Source organism: Streptosporangium sp. NPDC004631, assembly GCF_053601935.1.
Genome location: NZ_JBSGCR010000022.1, coordinates 64,433 through 89,712 on the forward strand (window position 1 = coordinate 64,433; position 25,280 = coordinate 89,712).

27 protein-coding genes and 1 pseudogene are annotated in these 25,280 nt (G+C 68.2%); 9 read left to right on the forward strand and 19 right to left on the reverse strand.

What is annotated here, in order from left to right; genetic code table 11:
• From ACWEF2_RS21595 to ACWEF2_RS21605, 3 genes are read right to left on the reverse strand one after another with little or no spacing between them, the layout of a single operon-like run.
• Entirely contained in the window at nt 1-954 is a 954-nt protein-coding gene (locus ACWEF2_RS21595; RefSeq protein WP_453817758.1) for a helix-turn-helix domain-containing protein, read from the reverse strand.
• A complete protein-coding gene (locus ACWEF2_RS21600; protein WP_453817760.1) occupies nt 836-1,351 on the reverse strand; it encodes a DUF6879 family protein in 516 nt (171 codons plus the stop codon). Before ACWEF2_RS21600 ends, ACWEF2_RS21595 begins: the two co-directional genes overlap by 119 nt.
• A complete protein-coding gene (locus ACWEF2_RS21605) occupies nt 1,332-1,583 on the reverse strand; it encodes a hypothetical protein (RefSeq protein WP_355596874.1) in 252 nt (83 codons plus the stop codon). Before ACWEF2_RS21605 ends, ACWEF2_RS21600 begins: the two co-directional genes overlap by 20 nt.
• A gap of 930 nt (nt 1,584-2,513) precedes the next feature.
• Between ACWEF2_RS21605 and ACWEF2_RS21610 the strand changes: the two genes are divergently transcribed.
• A complete protein-coding gene (locus tag ACWEF2_RS21610) occupies nt 2,514-3,743 on the forward strand; it encodes an acyltransferase family protein (protein WP_453817763.1) in 1,230 nt (409 codons plus the stop codon).
• A gap of 154 nt (nt 3,744-3,897) precedes the next feature.
• On the opposite strand, the gene ACWEF2_RS21615 is transcribed toward ACWEF2_RS21610, so the two are convergent.
• From ACWEF2_RS21615 to ACWEF2_RS21625, 3 genes are read right to left on the reverse strand one after another with little or no spacing between them, the layout of a single operon-like run.
• Nucleotides 3,898-5,196: an RNA polymerase sigma factor gene (locus ACWEF2_RS21615; protein WP_453817765.1), complete on the reverse strand. Its 1,299-nt coding sequence runs from the start codon at nt 5,194-5,196 to the stop codon at nt 3,898-3,900.
• Nucleotides 5,193-5,564: a YciI family protein gene (locus ACWEF2_RS21620; RefSeq protein WP_453817767.1), complete on the reverse strand. Its 372-nt coding sequence runs from the start codon at nt 5,562-5,564 to the stop codon at nt 5,193-5,195. The genes ACWEF2_RS21615 and ACWEF2_RS21620 overlap by 4 nt, the downstream gene beginning before the upstream one ends.
• 41 nt (nt 5,565-5,605) lie before the next feature.
• Nucleotides 5,606-6,265, reverse strand: coding sequence for a DUF998 domain-containing protein (locus ACWEF2_RS21625; RefSeq protein ID WP_453817769.1), 660 nt, complete (start codon nt 6,263-6,265; stop codon nt 5,606-5,608).
• A gap of 161 nt (nt 6,266-6,426) precedes the next feature.
• On the opposite strand from ACWEF2_RS21625, the gene ACWEF2_RS21630 reads away from it, so the two are divergent.
• The 5 genes from ACWEF2_RS21630 to ACWEF2_RS21650 all read left to right on the forward strand — a co-directional run bounded on the left by ACWEF2_RS21630 (nt 6,427) and on the right by ACWEF2_RS21650 (nt 9,847).
• On the forward strand, nt 6,427-6,861 hold the full coding sequence (locus ACWEF2_RS21630; protein ID WP_453817771.1) for a hypothetical protein: 435 nt from the start codon (nt 6,427-6,429) through the stop codon (nt 6,859-6,861).
• Between the two features lie 831 nt (nt 6,862-7,692).
• Entirely contained in the window at nt 7,693-8,190 is a 498-nt protein-coding gene (locus tag ACWEF2_RS21635) for an N-acetyltransferase family protein (RefSeq protein ID WP_453817773.1), read from the forward strand.
• 225 nt (nt 8,191-8,415) lie between these two features.
• Nucleotides 8,416-8,646, forward strand: coding sequence for a hypothetical protein (locus tag ACWEF2_RS21640; protein ID WP_453817775.1), 231 nt, complete (start codon nt 8,416-8,418; stop codon nt 8,644-8,646).
• Nucleotides 8,643-9,065: a type II toxin-antitoxin system VapC family toxin gene (locus ACWEF2_RS21645; protein ID WP_453817777.1), complete on the forward strand. Its 423-nt coding sequence runs from the start codon at nt 8,643-8,645 to the stop codon at nt 9,063-9,065. Before ACWEF2_RS21640 ends, ACWEF2_RS21645 begins: the two co-directional genes overlap by 4 nt.
• 395 nt (nt 9,066-9,460) lie before the next feature.
• The gene (locus ACWEF2_RS21650) at nt 9,461-9,847 is read left to right on the forward strand and encodes an HsmA family protein (RefSeq protein WP_453817779.1); all 387 of its coding nucleotides are present in this window, start codon (nt 9,461-9,463) and stop codon (nt 9,845-9,847) included.
• 136 nt (nt 9,848-9,983) lie between these two features.
• Here ACWEF2_RS21650 and ACWEF2_RS21655 read toward each other — a convergent pair whose 3' ends face one another.
• Both ACWEF2_RS21655 and ACWEF2_RS21660 read right to left on the reverse strand, forming a co-directional pair.
• Nucleotides 9,984-10,196, reverse strand: coding sequence for a DUF397 domain-containing protein (locus ACWEF2_RS21655; protein WP_453817781.1), 213 nt, complete (start codon nt 10,194-10,196; stop codon nt 9,984-9,986).
• Nucleotides 10,184-10,789, reverse strand: a complete 606-nt coding sequence (locus ACWEF2_RS21660; RefSeq protein WP_453817848.1) for a helix-turn-helix domain-containing protein — start codon at nt 10,787-10,789, stop codon at nt 10,184-10,186. Before ACWEF2_RS21660 ends, ACWEF2_RS21655 begins: the two co-directional genes overlap by 13 nt.
• Nucleotides 10,790-11,135: 346 nt before the next feature.
• On the opposite strand from ACWEF2_RS21660, the pseudogene ACWEF2_RS21665 reads away from it, so the two are divergent.
• A pseudogene (locus tag ACWEF2_RS21665) lies at nt 11,136-11,459 on the forward strand (ATP-binding protein); the annotation flags it as partial.
• A 28-nt stretch (nt 11,460-11,487) separates the two neighbouring features.
• Here the strand turns inward: ACWEF2_RS21665 and ACWEF2_RS21670 are convergent.
• From ACWEF2_RS21670 to ACWEF2_RS21720, 11 genes are all read right to left on the reverse strand, one after another.
• Complete coding sequence (locus ACWEF2_RS21670) at nt 11,488-12,405, reverse strand: LysR substrate-binding domain-containing protein (protein ID WP_453817783.1); 918 nt, start codon at nt 12,403-12,405, stop codon at nt 11,488-11,490.
• A gap of 43 nt (nt 12,406-12,448) precedes the next feature.
• Entirely contained in the window at nt 12,449-13,621 is a 1,173-nt protein-coding gene (locus ACWEF2_RS21675; protein ID WP_453817785.1) for a glycine C-acetyltransferase, read from the reverse strand.
• On the reverse strand, nt 13,621-14,649 hold the full coding sequence (tdh, locus tag ACWEF2_RS21680) for an L-threonine 3-dehydrogenase (protein WP_453817787.1): 1,029 nt from the start codon (nt 14,647-14,649) through the stop codon (nt 13,621-13,623). Before tdh ends, ACWEF2_RS21675 begins: the two co-directional genes overlap by 1 nt.
• Before the next feature lie 215 nt (nt 14,650-14,864).
• Nucleotides 14,865-15,932: an SPFH domain-containing protein gene (locus tag ACWEF2_RS21685; protein ID WP_355596902.1), complete on the reverse strand. Its 1,068-nt coding sequence runs from the start codon at nt 15,930-15,932 to the stop codon at nt 14,865-14,867.
• A gap of 4 nt (nt 15,933-15,936) precedes the next feature.
• A complete protein-coding gene (locus ACWEF2_RS21690) occupies nt 15,937-16,371 on the reverse strand; it encodes an NfeD family protein (RefSeq protein WP_355596905.1) in 435 nt (144 codons plus the stop codon).
• Nucleotides 16,372-16,467: 96 nt separating this feature from the next.
• Nucleotides 16,468-17,676, reverse strand: coding sequence for an Ig-like domain-containing protein (locus ACWEF2_RS21695; RefSeq protein ID WP_453817790.1), 1,209 nt, complete (start codon nt 17,674-17,676; stop codon nt 16,468-16,470).
• Nucleotides 17,677-17,764: 88 nt separating this feature from the next.
• A complete protein-coding gene (gene fahA / locus ACWEF2_RS21700; RefSeq protein WP_453817849.1) occupies nt 17,765-18,901 on the reverse strand; it encodes a fumarylacetoacetase in 1,137 nt (378 codons plus the stop codon).
• Entirely contained in the window at nt 18,901-19,686 is a 786-nt protein-coding gene (locus tag ACWEF2_RS21705; RefSeq protein ID WP_453817791.1) for a hypothetical protein, read from the reverse strand. The genes fahA and ACWEF2_RS21705 overlap by 1 nt, the downstream gene beginning before the upstream one ends.
• Nucleotides 19,683-20,852, reverse strand: coding sequence for a homogentisate 1,2-dioxygenase domain-containing protein (locus ACWEF2_RS21710; RefSeq protein ID WP_453817792.1), 1,170 nt, complete (start codon nt 20,850-20,852; stop codon nt 19,683-19,685). Before ACWEF2_RS21710 ends, ACWEF2_RS21705 begins: the two co-directional genes overlap by 4 nt.
• A 198-nt stretch (nt 20,853-21,050) precedes the next feature.
• The gene (locus ACWEF2_RS21715; protein ID WP_355597009.1) at nt 21,051-21,680 is read right to left on the reverse strand and encodes a DUF4360 domain-containing protein; all 630 of its coding nucleotides are present in this window, start codon (nt 21,678-21,680) and stop codon (nt 21,051-21,053) included.
• Between the two features lie 49 nt (nt 21,681-21,729).
• Nucleotides 21,730-22,371, reverse strand: coding sequence for a DUF4360 domain-containing protein (locus tag ACWEF2_RS21720; protein WP_453817794.1), 642 nt, complete (start codon nt 22,369-22,371; stop codon nt 21,730-21,732).
• Nucleotides 22,372-23,319: 948 nt separating this feature from the next.
• On the opposite strand from ACWEF2_RS21720, the gene ACWEF2_RS21725 reads away from it, so the two are divergent.
• Together ACWEF2_RS21725 and erm are read left to right on the forward strand one after the other, a co-directional pair.
• On the forward strand, nt 23,320-24,120 hold the full coding sequence (locus ACWEF2_RS21725) for a phosphotransferase (protein WP_453817796.1): 801 nt from the start codon (nt 23,320-23,322) through the stop codon (nt 24,118-24,120).
• A gap of 284 nt (nt 24,121-24,404) precedes the next feature.
• Complete coding sequence (gene erm / locus ACWEF2_RS21730) at nt 24,405-25,232, forward strand: ErmE/ErmH/ErmO/ErmR family 23S rRNA (adenine(2058)-N(6))-methyltransferase (protein ID WP_453817798.1); 828 nt, start codon at nt 24,405-24,407, stop codon at nt 25,230-25,232.
• Nucleotides 25,233-25,280 lie beyond the last annotated feature (48 nt).

A 25,280-nucleotide genomic window follows, 5' to 3' on the forward strand; every position in this document is an offset into this window, starting at 1 on the left:
CTATGAGGTTTCCCCATGTTGCTCCAAATCATGAAGAGCTTTCATCACCAGTTCTCTCGCCTCCTGGCCGTACAGGGCGGCCCCGGAGTAGTGGTCGAAGATCTTCGCGTACACGCCGATCTCGCGAGGCTGAGTGATCTTGATGATCGCGGAGAACGTCTCGATCTCCGCGTGCCTGTCATCGAAGATCCAGAAAGCGCACATCGGCATGTAGAGCCGCGCCCCGGCAGGGATGATCCCCAGATGCACCGACGCCACCGAGAACAATGTGGCCAGGTGGGAGAGTTGCCCCCGCATCGTGGCGGGGGAGACCACCCCGGAACGGAGCACGTTCTCGCAGAGGAGAATGTGATAGAGCCGTTTCCCCGAGCGCATGAGCTGCGCCCGTTCCGCTCTGCCGGCCACGCTGGCCTCGATGTCCGCCGGGTGGCCGAGCATGTTCGCGGCGTCCGTCAGGATCTCCGTCGTGTACTCGCGCGTCTGGAGGTCGCCCGGGACGAGGGAGATCTGAAAGGTACGCAGCCGGTGGCTCTTGGCGCGCTCGTCCAGGAGTTCGCGCTGGTATCGGGCCGTGCCCGAGCGCATCAAGCGCCGTATCTCCGCATACATCTTCTCAATAGTCCGAACTGTGGCTATCAGATCTGGTAGCTCACTCTGGGCCCGACAGTGAAAACACCACAGCTCCAAGTCGGTCTCGCTGGGCATGGTGCGACCATGCTCCACCTTTGAGACCTTGGTGAAGTGCCAGCCTGCCAGGCCGGCCAGTGCGCGGCCGGTCAGCCTGGCGTCCATCCGTATGTTCTTGAGCCGAATGCCGAGAGCAGCTCTGGCCTCACTAGCCGTCGACATACTCAGCGAAGGGGGTGGCTCGCTCCCACGCCTGCGCACAGGCGTGCCGGTACACCTGCACAAGCTCGGGATCGTCAGCCACGTAGAAGCCGTCCATCCGCCCATTATCGAAGAACTTCACGAGGATGAGTCTGGAGGAGTCGAACAACCAGCAATCCTCCGAGGGGAACTCCACCCCGGTGGCCCTGTCCCGCGGGAGGTAGCGGATCTGCTCCCCGGCCGCGATGTTGCCGGGGGCGATGTGCAGCAGGAAGCGGGCGTAGTCGTTGAGCGGCTCTCTGACGACCCGAATCCGCCGGACCACGGTTCCCGCCGCCGTGGCGGCCCGAATGGCCGCGAAGTATCCCGCTCGCCACGCGTAGTCATCGTCCTCCCCCGCCATGAATCTGCGGAATGGCTCGTCCTCCTCGGTGATGCCGTAGTGCTCCTTCATCTCCAGGTGGACGGCATGGGTATGTCGGCGGAAGTTGGTGCGGAACTCCTCAAGGGACAGTTGCTCCATTGACTTCCTCCGGAAGGTACTTCATCAGTCCCTTCGGGATGCGGACCACGGTCTCGCCCTCCGGGATCTTGAGCTGAGCGAGGACGGACGCGTCCTCGATCAGGTACCCCTGAACGAGGAAGTCCTCCCCATCCTCATAAAGCCGCGGCGAACCGTCATTGCCGGTGTCCCCACCGAGAAACCGTACTGTCATGACCTGGACCTCCAACGAGTGTTGCTCGTATTGCTCCATCTGTCCCTGAGATCATTCAGAGAGTGAAGGCCGGCAGTCAAGGAGATGTCCGTAACGCACCTTAAAAAGGAATAATAGCCGCTTTGGTGTCGGAGGATTGCGGGAGGGTCGATCACCGCCTGGCAATCGGCATTGTAACGGTCCGATATGCCGCCCGCACCGGAGCGCTTCTCTCTCGGGGGCGAAGAGCCGGTTTCCCACTCAGCGTGATTGGGTGGCGACCCGATCCGTAGAATTCATCCATCACCGGAAACGGTCGATCCGATGAAATCCGGGCCGCTGTGGGAGTCGCACGTTCCATTGTGCGACAACCGGCACAAGCACACCCTAGGATGCGACAGTGCTTTACGACTGACGTCCTCGCGGCTGTAGTCGCCGCGGAGTTCGCGCTGACGGCACATGACGACGGCGGCCGGTCGTCAGGTCGCTGAGCTCGGAGTCCCGCCGGGGGCGACGCCCCGCCCGGCGCGCCGTCCCTCGCACCTCCGGCGCGCCGTTCGCCGCCGCTCGGTCGGATGAACCGCGGAGAAGCGCGGTCGCCGCCGACTCGGTTCCCACCCCCGGATAGACGTCACGCGGATCCCGTCGGTCAATGCCAAGACCTCCGGAGTCGCCCTGTCGGTGATGGTGCCGAGTCGACGACATCTCGGGGAGGGAGTTGTACACAACGACCTGGGACTTTCGCCATCAGCGAAACGCCATGCACCCGAATGGGGGCTGTCCAAGAGTTAAAACCCTTGGTGACTGCTCAACCCTTCCAACTCTCAAAGATTGGAGGGCCGGGCGCGCCTCGCCCCGCCACCCAGTTTTTTTGCCTTCCCCAAACCTTCAGGGACGCGGGTCATTATGGTCTTCCAGCGCGAGAATATCCGGTCGCTGCTCAACGAATAAGCCCCGAACGAGCGTTCCGATGATTGGTGGTAACCAAAAGTGACCTCGTCCGTCTTGACGGGAACCGCTCATTTCGATCGGAACGGAGCCCCAAGGCTTGGATGGCTGGATGCCCTGCGGGGGGTGGCGGCCGTCGCGGTGGCGGTACATCACGCCACCTTCCTGTACACCCCCCACGCGCGGGAGGCGACGCTGGAGTGGTTCAACCCCGGGCTCTGGGGCGTGATGGTGTTCTTCCTGGTGAGTGGATACATCATTCCGGCCTCGCTGGAACGGCACGGCCGTGTTGAGCGGTTCTGGGCCGGCAGGCTGTTCCGGATCTATCCGCTCTGGTGCGCGGGGGCCGTCGTGCTGTCCGTGCTGACGGTGACGGGGGTAAGCCGGCTGCGGGGCGAACTGGACCGTTTCGACCCGGTGACCGCCGTACTGGCGCACGTGACGATGATGCAGGACCTGCTCACAGTGCCCAACGCCGTCAACGTGCTCTGGACGCTCTCCTACGAGATGGCGTTCTACCTCGTGGTCACCGGCCTGTTCGCGATCCGGTGGCATGAGCGCTCGGTGCCCGTGGTCGCCGTTCTGACGCTGGGCGGTCTGACCCTGGGCTCCGTGGGAGCCGGGACGCTCCTCACCGGGGCGCTGGGTGCTCCCGTCGTGGTCGCCCTCACGGTCCTGGGCATGGCGATCGCGATCGGATCGGCGTACTTCTCCCGGCCGTCGCTGCGCAGCGGCGGGATGGTGGCGGGGGGTGTGCTCGCCCTGGCCCTGGTGATCCTGAACGGCAGACTCTCACCGTGGTTCGGGCTGTCGATCCTGGCGGTCATGTTCACCGGCACCGTGCTGCACCGCGCGGAGCACGGGCTGCTGCGGTGGCGGACGGCGGCGCTGACCTGCGCGGGAGTGCTCGTGGTCACGACGGCCCAGGGGTGGTGGCATCCGGAGGACGTCGAGGGCGGCCCGGTCTCCTGGACGGTGACGCTGGTGCTCACAGCCTGCGCCTTCGGCGTGGGCATGGCCACGCGTCACCGGAGCATGCCCGGCTGGGTGGTCCGGCTGGGGATGATGAGCTTCTCCGTCTATCTCCTGCATCCCCTGCTGCTGAAGGTCTCCGACGTGACCGTCGGCCGCTGGCGAGACCACGACAACCCCGTTCCCCTGGTCCTCTTCCTGGTCATCCTGCTCCCCGTCTGCTGGGTGACGTATCGCTGGATAGAGCGCCCGGCGCAGCGAAAGGGCCACGACCTGGCCCGCCGGATGACCTCCGCCTGAGCCGACGATGAGGATTGACGGGCAGGGCATTGACGGGGCAGGAGAAGGCGAACACCCTGCCGCGGGGCGTGATGACGGGCATCATCGGGGGCCGACGCCGGACGGCCGGCACCGTGGATTCCCGTGCCGGTAAAAGCGCGCCACGCCCGCGTCCTCAGCCCGGACGGTCGGCCTGGTCGAGCAGATATCGCTGCTCGACCAGGTTGCCGGTCAGGGAAGCCGCCTCACGGTACAGCCTCGCCGCGCCGGCCGCGTCGCCGGTCATCTGGAGCAGGTGGGCGCGCACCGCGCGTTCGCGTCGCCGGATCAGCGGGTCCTGGTCGAGCCGGAAGCGGCGGTTGAGGTCGTCGAGTAGGGCCAGTCCTCGAACCGGCCCGTACGCCTTGGCCACGGCCACCACCCGGCTCAGCCGTACCGGCGGGATGGGGTTGAGCCGTTCGAGCCACAGGTAGAGCGCCGCGATCTGCGGCCAGTCGGTCTGTTGCGGCGGGGTCGCCGCGGCGTGCACGGCCGCGATCGCCGCCTGCAGCTGGTAGGGGCCGACTTCGCGGCGGTTCCAGATGCCGTCGATCAGCTCGGTGCCCTCGCGGATGAGGTCGCAGTCCCATCGCGTCCGGTCCTGCTCGTCCAAGGGCACCAACTCGTCGTGGCCGCCGGTGCGGGCAGGACGACGGGCCTCGGTGAGCAGCATCAGCGCGAGCAGGCCGGTGACCTCGGCGTCGGCGGGCACGGAGGCGTGGAGTACGCGGGTCAGCCGGATGGCCTCGCTGGTCAGGTCGACGCGGGCGAGCCGGTCGCCGGTGGAGGCGGTGTAGCCCTCGTTGAAGATCAGGTAGAGCACCCGCATCGCGGCGGCCATCCGGCTGTCGCGGTCGGTGTCGGTCGGCGGGGTGAAGCGGGCACCGGCGCGGGCCAGCTGCTGCTTGGCGCGGCTGATCCGGGTGCCCATGGTGTTCTCCGGGGTTCCATGGGCGTGCGCGATCTCGGCGGTCGTGAGGCCGCCCACGGCCCGCAGCGTGAGCGCCACCTGGGAGGTGGCGCTCAGTGCCGGGTGGCAGCAGAGCAACAGCAGGGCGAGGCTGTCGTCGGTCTCCCGCGCGGCGCCCGGCCGGCGGTCCGGTTCCCGCATGGCCAGCTCGGCGACGCCGGCCTCCTGCTCACGCCGGCGCCGGGACTGGTCGGCGCGGAGCAGATCGACCATCCGCCGATAGCCGATGCGAATCAGCCAGCTGCGCGGGTTGTCCGGCACGCCGTCGGCCGGCCAGATGCGGCTCGCGGCGAGCACCGCCTCCTGCACCGCGTCCTCGGCGACGTCGAAGCGGCCGAAACGCCGCACCAGCGCGCCGAGCACCTGTGGCGCCTCGACGCGCAGCAGGTGCTCGATGTCGGCGCTCATGCTCGCGTGCGCCTTTCCGGCCGCCCTGTCGGCCGCCGGTTCGGCATGATCGGTCACGCCGTGAAGTCCTCGCCCATGATCGGCCGGATCTCGATCGGCTCACCCAGCACCTCGACGATCCGCGAGACGATCTCCACGGCTCGTTCCTGACCGGCCACGTCGAGGACGGCGAAGCTGGCCAGGACCTCCTTCAGTTCGGCGAACGGTCCGTCGATCGCCACCACGCCGTCAGCGGTCCTGCGGACCGTGGTGCTGACCGCGGGATGGCCGAGGCCCTTGCTGCTGACGAACTCGCCGGTGGCGATCAGTTCCTGCTCGAACCTCTGGTAGGCGGCGAACGCCGCCAGCGCCTCCTCCGATGGGGTGTCAGCGGTCGCGGCGTCCCAGGCGGCGGCCGGGGTGTAGCTGAGCAGCAGATACTTCATGGCGGATCCTTTTTCGAACGTTCGGGAAAGCGTACGCGAGGTCAGGCGGAGCGGCGCAGGGACAGGGCCAGGACGGTCGTCCAGGTGAAGGCGACCAGGCCGTTGACGGCGATCTGGATGCTCATGTGATCGGGCGACATGGGCAGCAGCAGGACGAGCGCGGCGGCGCCGTTGCCGATGGCCGCCGGTACGGCCCGGCGGCGGGCGCATCGGACGACCAGCACGATGGCGGCGATGGCCGGCGCGGTGAAGGAGACGGCTGCCGCGGCCGAGTGCGTGATGCCGTGCCAGGACATCTGAGCCACCGGCCCGTCGGGAGTTCCGGCGGGAAAACCGTTCTCCGGGTCCATGGTGAACACGCCCGCGGCGATCATCCCGGCCCCGAAGATCCCGACGAGGATGGGCAGCGCCCGCCGGCCGACCCCCTCGGTGACGGTGTGCCTGACACCGCCGGCCAATGCCAGGCCGCCCAGGCCGGCGAGCACGAACGTGGCGATCTGGATCCAGCCGAGGTCGCCGGTGGAGAGCTGGCTGATCGGATGGCGGGTGATGTCGAAGCCCTCGCGGGTGAGTATCTGGATGGTCGCCGAGGTGAAGAACACCGGCCCGGCCAGGGCGCCGACGAGCAGCAGGTGGCCGGCCGAGCGGCGGACGGGGGGGACGCCGGTGGTGGCCGGGGTGGTGGCTGCGGTGGTGGCCATGACTTCCTCCTTGAATGGGTGTTCCTGCCGCTACCTCGGTGCCGAACCTGGGCTCTCGACACGACCGCGATGTGATCTGGAACACACCCGGATCGTGTCGAAGCTCGCAAGCGGGCTCCGAGGTACCGGTAAGCAGTCACCAAAGCCACAAGGAGGATGAGATGTCCGATATGACGGAGACCTACCAGCCGAGCGCCGATGTGAAGGCCCTGGATCGCCTGGTCGGCACCTGGGCGGTCACCGGCGGCGCCGAGGGAACCGTGCGGTACGAGTGGATGCCCGGCGGCTTCTTCCTGCTCCAGCACGTCAACCTCACCCAGTCCGGCCAGCCTGTCACCGGCCTGGAAGTGATCGGAAACCCGCGCCCGTTCGGCGAGCCGGCCGGCACGGACGTGGTGTCACGCTTCTACGACTCGACCGGCAACACCCTCGACTACGTGTACGAGCTGACCGGCGACAAGCTGACCATCTGGGGCGGCACGAAGGGCAGCCCCGCCTACTACGAAGGCATGTTCAGCGCCGACGGCACCACCGTCATCGGCGCCTGGGTCTACCCCGGCGGAGGCGGATACGAATCCACCATGACCCGAATCTGACCTCGGCTCACATCGCCGATCTGACAGGCCGGGACGAACCGGGAACGTCTGGCCGGCGGTTCGGCGCCGGAGCACGGGCATCGAACCGCCGACCAGCGGCCAAACGGAACGGAGAAGCCAATCCAGTACGCCGCCGTTTCGAAGGACGCCCACACCACTGGGCGCATGCGCGGCTGTGGGGCGCCCGACCTCCTCAGGTGGCAAGGCTGGGATCCCGCCAATGCCTCCCGTGTGGCGCGCTCGTGGGTGAGACAAGCCGACTATCTGCTTGAGCAGCCTCCAGGCACTCCTCAGGTGAATGTTGTAGTCGGCAATCCGCCCTACATCCGCCTGGAGGACCTGCCCGAAGAGTGTATGAACCTCTACCGGGCTTCTCTGGCCCACCGGGTTCGGCGCCGAGCGGTACAAGGGGCGCAACAGCGCCGGGCGGCGGAGTAACAGGGCGCGCTTTCCGGACCGCCTGAGCCGGCAGGTCCGGCGTGCCGGCCCCGTTGGCTCAGGCGGTCACGGAGTCTCCCGCGTCGTGTGTCGCCCTGATGGTCCTGGGATGGGGATACGCCGTCCGCTGTCCTTCTCGACCACGGTTCGTCCTGCCAATGGTGCCCGTAGCCGGAGATCCACGGTCAAGGGATATCCCTCCGCCGTATCCCTCGCGGTTCCCCAGGACAGGAGAGGAGCGCAGTCGTTGTATACCTGAACACCTACCGTCACCTGAGAAGCGGTTTCTTTCACCACTGTTCACCGGCCGATCACGGAGGTGACAGACCGCGTTGTACGAGGTGCCGGTAATTGCCTTGCCGCTGTTTCCTCAGACAGGGCATGGTCTGGACCATGCTTGAACTGCGTACTCTGGAGTCAGACGACTGGCCGATGTGGCGGGAACTGCGACTGGCGGCGCTTGCCGAGGCGCCTTACGCGTTCGGATCGACGCTGGCGGAGTGGCAAGGAGCCGGCGACCGAGAGGAACGCTGGCGTGCCCGCCTGGAGATTCCCGGTGCGCGGGATGTCGTAGCGGTCCTCGACGGTCATCCGGTTGGTATGACCAGCGGGGTCCCGGTTGAGGAAGGCACCGGTGTTGAGCTGATCTCGATGTGGGTCAGTCCCGTGGCGCGTGGCCGGGGAGTGGGGGACCTCTTGATCAGAGCAGTGGAGAAGTGGGCTGTGGAACGGCACGCCAAGACGCTGCGTCTGTCGGTGATGCCGGACAACAGCAAGGCGATCGCGCTCTACGAACGCCACGGTTTCGCAGACGTGGGTGAGCTGGGTGATCTCCTGCCCGACGGAGTGCGCAGAGAACGGGTCATGGCGAAGAGCCTGGACACCGTTTGAAGTCGTTGTTGCCGGGAGCGGCGAGGCCTACCCAGCGGTCAGGCTGCGACAACGAGGGATCGTCCGTCCCAGCGGAGGCCCTTCTCGCCGCGGATGCGGGCGCGTTCCCGCCATTGGGCTGTGAGGACGTCGGGGTGACGCCGTCACCGGCGGCCAGGCCCTTTCTCCCGCCGCCGCACCAACTGGACCCACGCCTCTCAGCGAGGTCGGCGTAGACTTTCGACCATGACCGCTGCTCCGGAAGAGTTCGAGGACATGCATCGGCTGGTCGATCGCCTGACGCCGGACCAGCTCCGTGAGGTGCGTGCGCACACCCTGCGTCTCGTTCACTCTGATCGGGGAGAGTCAGGTCAGGAGTGGCCGCCCGCCTGGTTCGGGTCCGTCGTCACGGAACAGGATGACATCGCCGAACGCACTGAGGAGATCTTGCGTGAGGGGTATGGTCACGAGGTGTGATCGTTGTTGACACCGGCCCCATCGTTGCCGCTGCCATCCGAAATGACCGCAAGCACGATGTCTGCGTTGAGGCGTTCAACCGGTTCCGTAAAGAACGACGTGAACTTCTTGTCCCCGGCTTCGTGGCTGGTGAAGTCTCCTACATGCTGGGCAAGATCGGTGGAGCCAGGGCGGAGGCCGGGTTCCTACGCTCATTGCAGGCCGGTGTTTTTCGGCTGATCGACCCTGTGCACGAGGATCTCGGCCGTATTGCCGACTTGGTGGAGCGTTACGCCGATCTTCCACTTGGATCCGCCGACGCCTCGGTCGTCGCTGTCGCGGAACGTCTCCGCATCAATGAGGTGTTCACCGTGGACACCAGAGATTTCTCAGTGGTCCGGCCCGCACACGTCAGCGCCTTCGTGCTCGTTCCTGGCTGATCCCTCTCGACGAGTTCGCCCTGCGATGACCTCCCCACCACCGGCGGCAGTGGGCCCGGCATGAGCGGCGGCACCATCGTCGGTGCGGTGCCGGGTATCACGTCCCCCGCGAGGTGATCGCCGCGACGTTGACGGTGTTCGGGGAGATTCGCCACTGGCCGGGCGGCGGGCTCTCCTCGCGCATCGTGAGGATGATCCGTCCGGGTTGGCTCTTTCGGACGGCCGCAGTACACCTTTTGAACGATGCGTGCCAGAGGAGGCGTTACCTACCGTTAGTGAGAAATGACGAACTTTCCGTTCCCACCTGCGCTCAAGCCGCTCAGGTGGGCTGTTCACGGCACGTTCGCGGTCCTTCCGGTGATCGCTGTCGCCGGGGTCGCGCCTGAGGAGTCCCCTTGCTTCCGCTCGCCATTGTGATCATTACCTTCGCCCTCGTGTTCTACACCATCGGAGTCTGGGCGGAACGTCTGCAGAAGACGCTGAAGTGGTGGCACGCCGGTGCCTTCATGCTCGGTCTGATCTGCGACGCCACCGGCACCTTCCTGATGAGCATGATCGCCGATGACCGTGCGGCGACCGGGGCGTCCGTCTCGGGACTCAGCAGCATCATGATCGTGAGCGGTGGCGTCGCCCTCGTCCTGATGGCCGTCCATCTGCTCTGGGCCGTCGTCGTGCTGATCCGTGACCGGCCCGGCGAGAAGCAGAGCTTCCACCGGTTCAGCCTCGTTGTCTGGGCGATCTGGCTGGCCCCCTACGTGACAGGCGCGATCAGCGCGATGTGACGCACCTCTCCCGCCTCGGCTGTCGAGGGCCGTCTGACACCACGGGCTCCCGCTGCTTGAACCTTCGGCCCCGGCATCCCTCGGAAGCCCTCCGGACGGGTGGCCGGAGGGCTGTTCGGGTGAAGGTTCGTGTGGGTTAGTCGAGGGTGCCGTTTTTTATGGCGGTGAGGAGGGTGGTCCAGGTGTCGGGGGTGATGATGAGGGCGGGGCCGTTGGGGTCTTTGCTGTCGCGGATGCCTCGGTGGCCGCCGGAGAGGGTGGCGACCTCGACGCAGTTGCTTCCGTCGTCACCGGAGAGGGTGGACTTGCGCCACTGGGCGGTGCGAAGTTCCCGGATCAGGTCGTGCATCTCCGTATTGTCTCCTTGGTCATGCTGAGGGACTCGCGCCGGGGCAGGGCGTCCGCCCGGATCGCGTCGTATCTGAATGCCAGGTTCTTCAGGTCCTCGGGCCGGTCGCTGACCCGGTCTTCCGTGCTCTGCGAGTCGATGTAAGCCACGGGGTGGTGTCCCCTCGACGAGTCCGCGATGGTGAAACCTCCCAACAAGCCAAGCACGTTCCGCGCCGAGTAGGGAAGAATCTGGAGAAAGATTCGCGGGCTTTCCCCGGCTTTGAGAAGGCGCTCGAACTGCCCCTTCATCACCTCCGGTTCGGCGATCGGGCGGTGCAGCACGCCCTCGTCCAGAATGACCCAGAGCATCGGGGGCGTCGGCTTTCTCAGGACCTCCTGCCGCTCCATTCGGGCCGCGACATCCTCCTCGGTCTCTTCGGCGGTGGTGCCGGGCTTGCGGTTCAGGATGGCCCGTGCGTAGTTCTCGGTCTGAAGCAGGCCGGTGAGCGCCGTCCCCAGGTTGAGGGCGTCGTCCATTTTGCCGGCCAGTTCCAGGGTCGGCAGCCGGTGACCGTTCTCGACCATGCTGAGCTGGCTGATCGACAGGTGGATCGCCTCGCCGAGCCTTCTCTACGTAAATCCCGCAATAAGCCGGGATTTACGTAGTTCCGTACCGAATTGAATGCGTGAGGATACGTGCGGGTCCGGTTCCAGGGGGGGCGTTCATTTCCGGCTCCTCTCGATGCTGGGCACCGTGTTCAGGTCATTGTCAGGGGGAGTCCTTCCGGCCCGCCAGGGTGTTCCGGCAACTGTGAACATATTGCGAACACGATTCAACACCCCGGCCCTCAGGTGTTTGCGACCGTATGAAGTCCCACCTCAGAGACACGGTGGCACCCCGGCCAATGGCCTGAGTGAGACGTAAAACCGGTCGAATTCGGCAGGAGGAGGCAAATCAATGATTCCGGGGACGCATCACGAGACCTGTCTGCCCAGAATTCCCGAATCCGTTTCGCGGGCGCGGGACAAAATTCGCACATGGCTGGGGAGGGACGACCCCGCCTACGAGAACGCGCGGCTGGCCGTGTCCGAGCTGGTGACCAACGCCGTACAGCACGGGGGAGGTCAGTACGCGGGAAATCAGCACGGGGGAGGTCGGCAGGCGGGAAAGGAGCCGGACGGGAGCCCCTGGGCCGACTCGCTGCTTCTCCGGCTGACGGTGTATGACGACCTGCTCTCCATAACGGTCACCGACCGGGGCTGGAGCGCGGAGAACCCCCGGATCCGCGTGGAGCCGGTGTGCTTGCTCGTCATGGGGACGGAGACCGGCGCAGGGATGTCGCGGTGTCCTGGAGGGTGTTCAGCAGGGGGATCAGCAGGGGGTGGTGTTCGGCGCCTCGCCGTACGGCGGCGAAGACCCGGCGGTTCGGGCCCGCCGCCACCGGACGGATCACCACGCCGGACAGGTCCGTGTCGCGCAGGGCCAGCCGGGGCACCATCGCCACGCCCGCTCCGGCCGAGGCCAGCGCGACCACCGCGCTGAAGTCGTCCGAGGAGTGCGCGAACTCGGGGATGAAGCCCACGTGCTCGCAGGCCAGCGCGATCACGTCGTGGCAGGGGTTACCCGGATAGGGGCCGATCCAGGTCTCGCCGGACAGATCCGTCACGGTCACCTCACCGTCCGCCAGACGGTGGCCCTGGGGGAGCACCACGTCGAAGGGTTCGGAGTAGAGGGGGATCCGGGACAGGCGCCGGTCGTCCTCGGCGGGGGCGCCGCGATACTCGACCGCGACGGCGACGTCCACCGCGCCGTCCAGCACCATGGTGAGGCTCTGGTCGCCCTCGGCGTCCAGGACGTGCACCCGGATGCCGGGCTCCTTGTCCCGGAGTGTCCCCACAGCCGGGGCCACGACGAGTCCGATCGCGGTGGCGAAGGAGGCCACCTTCACCTCGCCGGCCGTACCCGTCGTGTAGGCGGCGATGTCGGCCTCGGCCCGTTCGAGCTGGGCGAGCACCTCGTTGGTGTGGCCGAGCAGGATCCGGCCCACGGAGGTGAGCCGTACGCCCCGGCCGTCGCGCTCCAGCAGCCTGTGGCCCACCTCGTGCTCCAGGGCGACGAGCTGCTGGGAGACGGCGGAGGGGGTCAGGTGCAGCGCGGCGGCCGCGGCGGTGACCGTCCGATGGTCGGCCAGCGCGCGCAGGGTCCTGAGCCGCCGCGTGTCTATCACCCTCTCATTGTCGCCGAGGCCGTCCGCCGACTTCCCGGCGAGGTCATCCGCGGGCCGTGACGAAGGCGTCCACCGCCCGGTCCACGTCCTCGGTGGAGTGCGCCGCCGACAGCTGGACCCGGATGCGGGCCTTGCCGTGCGGGACGACCGGGTAGGAGAAGCCGATCACGTAGACGCCCTGTTCGAGCAGGCGCTCGGCCAGGGCGGCGGCCTCGGTCGCGTCGCCGATCATCACCGGGACGATGGGGTGGTCGCCGGGCAGGATGTCGAATCCGGCCTCGGTCATCCGGGTGCGGAACCGCTCGGTGTTGGCGCGCAGCCGCTCCCGGGCCTCGCTGGAGCCGCTGATCAGGTCGAGGACGCGCAGTGAGGCGGCGGCGATCATCGGGGCGAGCGAGTTGGAGAACAGGTACGGGCGGGAACGCTGGCGGAGCAGCTCGCAGATCTCCTTCCTCGCGGCGACGTAGCCGCCGCTGGCCCCGCCGAGCGCCTTGCCGAGCGTGCCGGTGACGATGTCCACCCGGTCCATCACGCCGTGCAGTTCCGGGGTGCCCCGGCCTCCCTCGCCGACGAAGCCGACCGCGTGCGAGTCGTCCACCATGACCATGGCGTCGTACCGTTCGGCCAGGTCGCAGATCTCGTCCAGCGGCGCGACGTAGCCGTCCATGGAGAAGACCCCGTCGGTGACGATCAGTCTGCGCCGGGCGTCGGACGCCTCCTTGAGCCTGGCCTCCAGCTCCGTCATGTCGCGGTTGGCGTAGCGCAGGCGGCGGGCCTTCGACAGGCGGATGCCGTCGATGATGCTCGCGTGGTTGAGCGCGTCGGAGATCACCGCGTCGCGTTCGTCGAGCAGCGTCTCGAACACCCCGCCGTTGGCGTCGAAGCACGAGCTGTACAGGACCGCGTCCTCCTGGCCGAGGAAGTCCGCCAGCCGTGCCTCCAGTTCCTTGTGCACCTCCTGGGTGCCGCAGATGAAACGCACCGAGGCCATGCCGAAGCCCCAGCGGTCCAGGGCCTCCTTGGCGGCGGCCACCACCTCGGGGTGGTCGGCGAGTCCCAGGTAGTTGTTGGCGCAGAAGTTCAGCACCTCGCCGCCTCCGGCGACGGCGATGCCTGCCCGCTGCGGGGTGGTGATGACCCGCTCGGGCTTGAGCAGCCCGGCGTCGGCGATCTCGTCGAGGGTGTCGCGCAGGTCGGCGCGGACGTTGTCGAACATCAGGAGGTCCAATCCAGGATGATCTTTCCGGTCTTGCCGCTCGCGGCGGTGTCGAACGCGGCGTCGAAGTCGCGGTAGGAGAAGCGGTCGGTGATGACGGGGGAGAGGTCCAGGCCCTTCTCCAGGAGCACCGACATGGCGTACCAGGTCTCGTACATCTCCCGGCCGTAGATGCCCTTGATGGTGATCATCGAGGTCACGACCGTCGCGAAGTCCACCGAGAACTGCTCGGACGGCAGCCCGAGCAGGGCGATCTTCCCGCCGTGCGTCAGGTTGGCGATCATGTCGCGGAGCGCCTGCGGGTGCCCGGACATCTCCAGGCCCACGTCGAAACCCTCCCGCATGCCCAGCTCGCGCATGCCGTCCGCGATGGATCGCTCGGTGACGTTCAGCGCCAGGCTGACCCCGAGCTTGCCGGCCAGTGCCAGCCGTTCGGGGCTGACATCGGTGATGACCACGTTGCGCGCCCCCACGTGCGTGGCCACCGCGGCGGCCATGAGCCCGATCGGCCCGGCACCGGTGATCAGCACGTCCTCGCCGACCATCGGAAAGGTCAGCGCGGTGTGTACGGCGTTGCCGAACGGGTCGAAGATCGCCGCGATGTCGAGGTCCACCGGCACCCGGTGCACCCAGACGTTGGAGGCCGGAAGCGTCACGTACTCGGCGAAGGCGCCGTCGCGGTTCACCCCCAGCCCGACCGTGTCGCGGCACAGGTGCCGCCGCCCGGCCATGCAGTTACGGCACCTGCCGCAGACCAGGTGCCCCTCGCCGCTGACCAGGTCGCCCGGCGCGATGTCCCGCACGCCCGGCGCCACCTCGACGACCTCGCCGCAGAACTCGTGCCCGATGATCAACGGCGTCCGCAGGGTCCGCCGGGCCCACGTGTCGAAACTCCGGATGTGCAGGTCCGTACCGCAGATGCCGGTGCGCAGCACCCTGATCAGCACCTCTCCCGGCCCGGTGACCGGCCTCGGTACGTCGGTCAGCCACAGACCGGGCTCCGCCCTCTCCTTGACCAGCGCTTTCATCACAGATCCCCCTTTGGCTTCCGACTTTACGCACTGTGCCGGGTCGGCTCGGGGGGTGTCCATCGCGGTTTCCTTAACCCGGCCCACAGCGTTGCTTCACGCTTGTGCCCGGACACCGCTCCTGCGGGGGCCGGTCGCCACCCGGACGCCGCGGAGGCGCCGGCCGTCCCGCCCGCTCTCGCGGAACGGGCGGGGACGGAGGGGCCGGGAGGAGATCAGGAGGAGTGGTGACGGCTCTTCTGCAGGTCGGCGAGGGGGTCGGCGGTGGCGGACGCGGCGCCGAGCTGACGGGGGCCGATGTCGGCCTCGGCGGCCTCCGCGACCGCCTCGGCCGCCGCCCTCTCCGCCTGGGCCGTCTCCCTGGCCGCGGCCTCGCTGATCGCCGGGGCCTCGCGGGTCGCGGGGGACTGCGGCAGAGACTCGGTGAACGCCCTGGAGACGCCCTGGAGGGCGGAGGTCACCTCGCTGGGGATCACCCAGAACGTGTTGCCCTGCCCCTTGGCGAGCTCGGGGAGGACCTGGAGATACTGGTAGGCCAGCAGCTTGGGGTCGGGGTCGTTGCGGTGCACGGCCTGGAAGACCTCGTCGATGGCCTGGGACTGGCCCTGGGCCTTGAGGATCGCGGCGCTCCGGTCACCCTCGGCCCGCAGGATCGCGCTCTGCTTGTCACCTTCGGCGGTGAGGATCTGGGACTGCCGCTGACCCTCGGCGTTGAGGATCGCCGCGCGCTTGTCGCGTTCGGCGCGCATCTGCTTCTCCATCGCCTCCTTGATGCTCTTGGGCGGGTCGATCGCCTTGATCTCCACCCGGTTCACCCGGATGCCCCACTTGCCGGTCGCCTCGTCCAGCACGCCCCGGAGCTGGCTGTTGATCGTGTCACGGGAGGTGAGGGTCATCTCCAGGTCCAGTGAGCCGACCACGTTCCGCAGGGTGGTGACCGTGAGCTGCTCGACGGCCTGGATGTAGTTGGCGATCTCGTAGGCCGCCGCGCGGGGGTCGGTGACCTGGAAGTACAGGACGGTGTCGATCTCGACGACCAGGTTGTCCTCGGTGATCACCGGCTGCGGACGGAAGGAGACCACCTGCTCGCGGAGGTCGATCATCGGATACACGCGGTCGATGTACGGGATCACGAAGTTGAGACCCGGTTTGAGCGTGCTGTGGTAGCGGCCGAGCCGTTCCACGTTGCGGGCGCGGGCCTGGGGAACGATACGCACCGAACGGATCACCGTGAACACGGCGAACAACATGACGAGCAGCCCGGCTATCAGCAATGCGTCCATGGTGTTACTCCCGGGGATATACGAGGGCGGTGGCACCCTCGATCTCAATGACGTCGACGACCGCCCCCGCCGGGATCACCAGCGTCTCGTCGTACGCCCTGGCCGACCACTCCTCCCCGCCGATCCGCACCCGGCCGTCCCTGCCGGTCACCTCGCGCAGGACGTAGGCGTGCTTGCCGACGAGGGCCTGGACTCCGAACCGCCGATCCGAGGACGGGGGCATGAGGTGACGTTTGGCGATCGGCCGTACCACGACCACCCCGGCCGCCAGGGAGGCGATGAACACCACGAGCTGGAGCGGGAGCGGCAGGCCGAGACCGGCGGCGATGGATGCGAACAGGGCGGCGCCGCCGAGCAGGCCGAGGGCCGTGGTCAGGGTGAAGATCTCGGCGACACCCAGCACCACCGCGAGAATCAACCAGATGACCCAGTAATCCATGCCCCGGCCCTCCTACGTAGTTGAACGGCTCGGATGTCCCGGAGGTTCCCTTCCCCTACCGTATGCCGTCTTCCGGGGGAGCGGCAGGGCCGCCCGTCACGGTGATCGCGGGGGCTGAGGGGTGGGGGAGACCCAGGGGCGCGGGGGCTGGGCGGCAGGCAGCGCGCTCCCCTCGCGCCACTCGGCCCAGGGGAGCTGCCAGTACCCCCAGCCGTTGTTCCACTCCAGTTCCCGGTCGGTGCCGCGAATGACGACGGGGTCGCCGCGCAGGGAGGTGGCGAAGAACCAGGCGGCCTGGTCGGGGCGGGCGTTGACGCAGCCGTGGCTGACGTTCTGGCTGCCCTGGGCCCAGACGTTGTTCAGCGCGTGGACGTACTCGCCGCTGTTGGAGATCCGGACCGCGTGGTCGATCATCAGGTCGTAGTAGCCGGGTTCGCCCTTCTTCCGGCCGGGGGAGATCATGCGGACCGGGTTGCCCTTGTCCATGGTCAGGTGGACGCCGCTGGTGGTGGTGTACTCCCTGGTGGTGCCCATGCCCGCGCTGATCGCCATCTGCTGGACCAGCCTGTCGTCCCGCCTGACCTGCATCCGGTGGAGGCGGGTGTCGATGAGGCTGACCTGTCTGCGGCCGACCGCGAAGGGTGTCTCGTGGTCGGACGCGCCGTAGGTGTCCTTGGCGGCGCGGACACCGGACAGGTGCGCGGTGAACGAGACCCGCTGCCGGGCCGGCCAGTTGCGGCGGGGGCGGTAGACCACCTCGCTGTCGCCCGTCCAGTGCCACGAGCCCTCGACCGGTTTGGTGGAGCGCACCTCCAGCGCCCGCTCGACGGCCGCCCTGTCCACCACGGGTGTGTCGAACCCGACGATGATCGGCATGCCGACGCCCACGGTCTCCCCCGGGGAGGGGGTGACGGACCGGATGCCGAAGGTCCGGGCGGGGACGAGTGTGCGGAACCTGCCGGAGGTGGTCACCGGGACGCCGCCGGTCCCCGAGACGGTGACGTTGACCACATACTCCCGGCCGGGGGTGAGCGCCCAGTCCGAGCGCCAGGTGGACCGGGCGCCGTCGAAGTGGCCCGGCACCGGGGCGCCGCCCGCGTAGGCGGTCACCCCGGTCAGCGTGCCCGTGCCGGCCCGGACGGTCAGGCCCCGGCCGGTCTCGGCCCCCGTCGTGCCCGGCGCGGGGACGATCTCCACGCCGGGCGCCGTCCCCGGTGGAGCGCCGCTCCCGGCCACGACCGACGAGCAGGCCGTGACCGGGAGCAGGAGGAGAACGATCGGGAGACATCCCGCGGCGCGCCGCATTGGTTCCTGCCTTTGAAGTTCGCGAGTACTCGGGCGCCCCAGGGTAGCGAGAGGTGATCAATGAAGCACGCCGAGTAACATCGCGGACCTACCGGGCGGATCTAATGGTTCCCGACACCTCGCCCAGAGTGATCACGGCCCCGCCGGGGCCGGGAGCGGACGCGGTGATCGTGACGGTGTCGCCGTCCTCCAGGAAGGCCCTGGCCGAACCGTCGGGCAGCTTGAGGGGCTCGGTGCCGTTCCAGGTCAGCTCGATCAGCGACCCCCGCTCACCCGGCCGCGCGCCGGAGACCGTGCCGCTGGCGTACAGGTCCCCGGTGCGCAGGCTCGCGCCGTTGACGGTCAGGTGGGCGAGCATCTGCTCCGGCGTCCAGTACATCCCCCGGTACGGCGGGCGGGAGACGACCTCGCCGTTCAGCGACACCTCCAGCGTCAGATCGAGCCCCCACGGCTCCTGACGCCGCAGGTAGTCCAGCGGCTCGGGATCCTGCTCCCTGCCCGGGACCCGGGCCTGTGACAGCGCCGCGAGCGGGGTGATCCACGGGGATATCGAGGTGGCGAAGGACTTGCCGAGGAACGGCCCCAGCGGAACGTACTCCCATGCCTGGATGTCCCGGGCGCTCCAGTCGTTGACCAGCGTCACGCCGAACACGTGGTCGGCGAACCGGCCGGCCCGCGTCCCCAGGGCGGTCGGCGTGCCGACGACGAACCCCAGCTCCGCCTCGATGTCCAGCTTGGCCGACGGCCCGAAGACCCCGGCGCCGCGCTGCCCGGACGGCCGGGTGACCGGGGTGCCGGAGACCACCACGGTCCCGGCCCGGCCGTGGTAGCCGACCGGCAGATGCCGCCAGTTCGGCTTCAACGGCTCCTCGTCCGGCCGGAACATCCGGCCCAGGTTGGAGGCGTGCTCCAGCGAGCAGTAGAAGTCGACGTAGTCGGCCACCTCGATCGGCAGATGCAGGGTGACCTGCTCCAGCGGGATCAGGTGCGGCTCGACGGCGCCCCGGTCGGTGCTCAGCTTGTTCTGGATCACCGCCCGGGTGTCCCGCCAGGCCGTCGCGCCCCTGGCCATGAAGGCGTTGAGCGAGCCGGTGGCGAACACCTCGTCGTGCAGGGCTCCGGCGAGGTCGACGACGTGCTCGCCGTACCGCACGCCGACGCGCGGGGTCTCGCCCTCCTGCCGTGAGAAGACCCCGTAGGGCAGGTTCTCCAGACCCCAGGTCATCACGCGTTCTCCTCCGTGCCGGTGGCGCCGACCGCGCCGACGTGCTGTTCTGTGATCAGGCCGAGGGCCAGCAGATCGTCTATCGGGGTCCTGGTGCTGCACGAGCCGTACGACACCAGCAGTTCCCTGGCCCGTCCCGCGGTCCCGTCCGGTACGGCACGGGCCAGCCGGACCAGCTCGCCCACGTCCGTCGTGCTCAGCACGGGCACCGGGTCCCGGCCCTCCACGGCGGCGCAGACCGCGAGGACGAGGTTGAGGAAGCCGTGCCGGTCCACGCCCAGCACCGGGTCGAAGTGGCGGACCGCGTTGTGCAGCCCGGCCGTGGCCTTGAAGGGGAGGCCGTGCTCGACGCAGTGGGCGATGAAGGCGCCCAGGTCGTGGGCGGAGGGGAAGGCCGCCGCGACCGTCCCGCCGCACCTGATCTTGAGCCCGACCCCGGGGGGCGGGTCCATGGGCAGCCGGTCGGCGGTGACCTCGACGAACTGGCGGGCCGCGAGATCGCCGAGGGCGACGGCCCGCCCGCCCGGCACCTCGACCAGCTCGACGTCGAGATCTCCGACCGGCGGGAGGTCCGGGGTGTCGAGGATCAGCCCGAGCCGGACGGGCAGGCCGTCCAGGTGGGCGCGGAGCTCGGGCAGCCGCCCGGCCGCGCACAGGAAGCGGTGGGTGAGCACCGGGCTGCCCCCGGCCAGATCGGCCCGGTGCCGCTCCAGGGCCTCGGCCATCGGCAGCGCGGTCGGGGGGAACAGTCCGGCGTCGTCGACGAGGGCGTGGAAGAGCCTCATCGCGCCCAGGTCCAGGCGTACGAGGGGTCCTCGGCCGACAGTCCGGCGGGGCCCAGGTCGAGGGGGCGGAAGGTGTCGACCATCACGGCCAGCTCGCTCGTGGTGGTGTGTCCCTGCCGTACCGCCTCGATGACGGCCTCGACCGCGCCGGGCTGCGGGCCGTGCGTGAACCCGGCCGGGTGCAGCGAGACGGAGCCGACGTCGATGCCCGAGCCCTTGCGCGCGGTGTAGTCCCCGCCCGCGTAGAACATGAGCTCGTCGGAGTCGACGTTGTGGTGGTTGTAGGGGATCGGGACGGCGTCCGGGTGGAAGTCGAGCGGCCGGGGGCAGAACGAGCAGATCACGAAGTTCGGCCCCTCGAAGGTCTGGTGCACCGGCGGCGGGGCGTGGGTGCGCTTCACGACGGGCTCGAAGTCGTTGATGTTGAACGCGTACGGATACAGGCAGCCGTCCCAGCCGACCACGTCGAAGGGATGGTTGCGGTAGACCAGCCGGGTCAGCCCGCCGCGCGTGCGGACCAGCACCGGCACCTCCTCGCCCTCGGCGATCAGCGGCTCCCGCGGGGTACGCAGGTCCCGCTCGGAGTAGGGGGCGTGCTCCAGGAACTGGCCGTGGGAGGACAGGTAGCGCTTGGGCGGGCGGATGTGCCCGGAGGCCTCGACGGTGAAGGCCGTGACGCGGCCCCGGGGGACCCAGCGGTGAATGGTCCCGGTCGGGATGACGACGTAGTCGCCCTCGCCCGCCTCGATCGCGCCGTAGGTCGACTCGAACCCGACCCGGCCGGAGGCGATGTAGACGCACTCGTCGCCCATGGAGTTGCGGTAGAGCCCGCTGGGCGTCTCGCTCGCGGCGTACGACATGCGGACGTCGGAGTTGCCCGCCAGCAGCCCGCGCCCGGTGACCAGGTCGCCGCCGACCGGCAGGTCCTGGGTGCGGAAGTGCCGGGGCGACAGCGGCAGGTTCGGGGTGAGCGCCGTCGCCGCGGGGGACTCGACCGCCTCGGCCTTGATGATCGCGGTGGGGAGGTGCCGGTGGTAGAGCAGGGAGGAGTCACTGGAGAACCCCTCCTCACCCATCAGCTCCTCGGCGTACAGTCCGCCGTCGGGCCGCCGGAACTGCACGTGTCGCTTGCGCGGTATCTCACCCACGACGCGGTAGTACGGCATCCGCTTCTCCCAAGTTCGTCCGTTTATCGGACATATACGTCCTCTATACGAACAACCATCCGCCACCCGTGGGACGATGTCAAACATGAACGTCGTCGCCGGAACGGGTGACGACGGCAAGCCGCCGCCCGATCCGGATCCGGATCGGGCGGCGGGCACTCACTGAGTCACCGGTACGGTGTCAGGGTTTTCCTGGGTTCAGGGGCACTGCTTCCAGGAGAAGTGGTACGTGGTCGCGATGCTGCCGTCCGTCGAGTCCATCGCCATGAAGCTGGTGGTCTTCGTCGTGTCCGAGGTGCCCGCGTTCACGCGCAGTTCTGTGTTGATGTTGAAGCTGCGCATCTCACCGCAGGGCAGGTAGACCAGCTGCGCCACGTCGATCGTGTCGGTGTTCTGCCAGTTGTTCTCGAACAGCCCCTGGAGCTTGTGGGTGGTCGATGTGGTCTGGGAGTGCCCCTGGAAGTAGTAGTTGGCCCTCTCCTCGCCGGTCGCGCCCGGCTCCAGGTGCGCGAAGCCGCGGTAGTCGACCTGAGCGACCGCGTAGGTGAATCCCTGGGGAACGTGCACGAGCAAGTTGAGCTGGCAGTTCTTCCGGAAGTCGGTCGGCTTGGCGCCGACTCCGACCTGCGCCAGGAAGTCGCTGTAGGTGACCGTGAAGGCCATGTTGTCGGGTGAAACGGCCACCGCGGCCGTCCCAGGCCGGCAGCCTGAGCCGTTGACCGTTGCGACATCGATGATGATTTTGTCTGGCGGAGGGACGGCGGGCCAGGCATTCGCCGGAGTGGTGGCCGTGGCGATGAATGCCACGACCGCCGCGGCGACAGCCATGAGTTTGCGCACGAAGAATCCCTTCTATTGTCAGTCGACGATTGCTGAATCAGGGGCAGCGTTTCCAGCTGAACTGATAGACGGTGTGCACGCTCCCGCGCGTGGAGTCCATCGTCATGAAGCTGGTCGTCTTCTCCGGGTTCGAGGTGCCGACATTGACTCTTAGTTCGGTGTTGATATTGAGGCCGCGATCCTCGCCGCAGGGCTTGTATACCAACGCCTCCACGTCAGCCGTGTCGGTGTTCTGCCAGCCGCCCTCGAACGGGCCGTTGAGCACATGGCTGACCGGGACCGTCTGAGAGCTGCCCTGGAAGTAGTAGTTCGCCTCCTGGAGGCCGGACGCCCCTTCCTCCAGGTGTGCGAAGCCGTGGTATTCGGCCTGAGCGATCGCGTAGGTGTATCCCTGGGGAACATGCACCCGCAAATTGATTTGGCAGTTCTTCCGGAAGTCGGTCGGCTTGGCGCCGACTCCGGCCTGTGCCAGGAAGTCGCTGTAGGTGACCGTGAAGGCCGTGTTGTCGGGCCTTTCTGTCACGACTGCCGATCCACGGGGGCAGCCCGAGCCGTTAACCGTCATGACCTCCACCTTGACCTTGTTGGTCGGAGGCATCGAGTCCGCGGTATTCGCAGGCGAGCTGATCGGGGCGAGGAGTGCCATGGCTGCGCCGCCGATCGCCATCATTTTGAGCATGCAGAATCCCTCCTAAGGCCATGTTGGTACACCGATGGTTCAGCTACCCGCTCTGCAGGGGAACTGCAGTGGATTAAAGGGGTGGCGCTGTGGTCGGCGGGATGCTCGATCAGCGATTGATCTCCGGTGTGGTATCTCCGGTGTACGCATGTTATGAACGACCTCTGACGCTGTCAATGGCCTGTTTTGTCAAAACCCTTGTTTCGCATGATCTTGCTCAGGGTAGCTGATTCTGACTATCTGTAGCCATTTTGGTCAGGGTTTTAGTATTTCTTCATAAAGCAGCCGCATATGGATCCGGAGTAACCGGATTCCGCCGGCGGGACCCCGCGTCAAGATGGATCGCTCCGTGTGTCCCCCACCACCACGAACTCGGGCCGGTCAGCCTTTTTCATCCTCTTTCGGGGGTCCGAGGGACGAGAATTGCTCTGACGGGTTGTCCTGCGGCATGAGGGGGAAACATAGTTTATGTAGGGTGCGTCAGGCCCTCGATTACGTATTGGTACGTTCTCCGCGAGCGCGGAGCCGAGGAGGGCCAAGAGGACTCTCCGCTCCTCCCGGAGGGCCGGCGAAGTGGATTCGCCGGCCACGATCGCCTCCCCGCCGGGGGCCGCGTTGGAGCCTGAGAGGGCGCCGGAAAACGTGTTGCACGGCCGGGCGCCGCGGTGGCAGCGTCTTCGCGACGCTTCCAGCCCGCCATCGGGAGGTTGATCATGGCGATCATGGTTCTTGGCAAGGCCTCGTCTCGCACCTCGATCCAGGAGTTCGTCGCACTCTGACGCACGCGATCCGGCGGCTCGGATCGGATTCGTCCGGTCGGCGATGAGCCGCTCGCGGACGCGCTCCTCACATTGAGGTGATCTTCCATGACCGCGGGGAGAGCCCCGCGATCTTGCCTGCGTGGTGCCCATGTCCGTGGTGTCACCACTTCGATCACGAGGAGCACAGGTGTCTTCGCAATCCTCCTTCGAGCCCCTTCGCGGGGCCGAGGGCAATCCCACCCCGGTGCTCCGGCACCGCGACACGGTGCTGCGTCCGGCGGCCCCGTGGACCGAGACCGTGCACGCCCTGCTGCGGCATCTGGAGGACGTCGGCTTCACCGGAAGCCCGCGTCTTGTCGGTGACGGCTACGACGATCAGGGATGTGACGCCGTCACCTACATCGACGGCGAGTTCGCCCACCCGCACGCCTGGACCGATGAGGGGGTCTGGCGGGTCGGCGGCCTGCTGCGCGAGCTCCACGACGCCACCGCGAGCTTCCGGCCTCCGCCGGACGCGGTCTGGCAGCCGTGGCCGTTCCACAGCACGTCCCCTGAGGCGATCATCAGCCACAGGGACGCGGGCCCCTGGCACATCGTGGCGCGCGACGGCCGGCCGGTCGCCTTCATCGACTGGACGAGCGCCGGTCCGACCGACCGTCTGGACGAGGTCGCGGGCGTCGCCTGGTGGAACGCGCAGCTGCACGACGACGACGTCGCGGCCCGGCGGAACCTGCCGGAGGCGACGGCGCGCGCGGCACAGCTGCGCCACTTCCTCGACGGCTACGGGCTCTCCGCGGCCGGCCGGGAGGGGTTCGTCAACCGGATGATCGAGTACGCCGTCCGTGACTGCGCGTCCGTGGCGATCGACGCGCGGATCACGCCCGAGTCCGGCGACCCCGCGCCGCTCTGGGCGCTGGCCTGGCAGGCGCGTTCCGCGGCGTGGATGCTACGCCACCGGTCCCTGCTGCAGGGCGCCGTCGCGGCGTAGTCCAGGGTGGCCGCCGCCGGTGTGACAGCGGGCGGCGGCCACCCGCTCGATCCGGCGGGGGACCCCGATCTCGTACCGGCGCGCAGCGGCCGAAAACCGTTTGTGCGCGCGGGGTGCCGCTCCGTAACCTGAATCACATGTCGTTCACATGTCGCGCACCGCAGTTTTTCATCCGTCTGCGCCGCAGCCCGGCTCCGGGCCGGTAGGGAGGGGATCCCGCTCTTCCCCACGCGTGCCCCGGGCCTTCCGAGACCACTTCATCTCGGACCCGAAAGGGCAACACTGTGGCGCAGTCCTTCGCTCACGGAAACTACTCACACACCCAGAAGAAAGCCCGTACCGGCGGCGGAAGAACCGACCGTGACCGGGCCAGGCGCACCCTGTCGCAGAACTTCATGGTCGATCCGGACGCGATCGCCCGGCTCGTCAAGGCCGTCGGCCCGCACGATCTGATCCTGGAGCCCGGCGCGGGGGAGGGCGTCCTGACCCGGGCGCTCGCCGAGACCTGCGGCCGGGTCGTCGGCTATGAGGTCGATCCGCGGCTGGCCGGCAGACTGGCGGCCGGCACCCGGCACGACGCCCGCATCCGCGTCGTCAGGGGAGACTTCCTGTCCGCCCGCGCACCGCGTGAGCCGTTCGCGGTCGCCGGGAACATCCCCTACGCGATCACCTCGAAGATCGTCGACTGGTGCCTGCGGGCGCCGGGACTCACCTCGGCCACCCTGACCACCCAGCTGGAGTACGCCCGCAAACGCACCGGCGACTTCGGCCGGTGGAGCATGCTGACCGTGCGGACCTGGCCCTGGTACGGCTGGGAGCTGCTGGGCCGCCTCGACCGTGAGGTGTTCCGGCCCGTTCCCTCGGTCGACTCGGCCATCCTGCGGATCGAACGCCGCTCTCAGGCGCCCGATCTGCCGGGTTATCCGGCCTTCGTCGACTACGGGTTCACCGGCTTGGGCGGCTCTCTGCACGCGACCATGCGGCTGCGCTACCCGGCCGACCGGGTCGACGCGGCCTTCGCCGCCGCCGAGGTCGCCCCCGGCACCGTTGTCGCGCACGTCCACCCCGACCGGTGGGCGGTCCTCTTCGACCGTCTCCACCACACCCGGTGACGGTCGGCCGGGGACCGCGTCGCGCGGTCCCCGGTCCCCGTCGTCCGC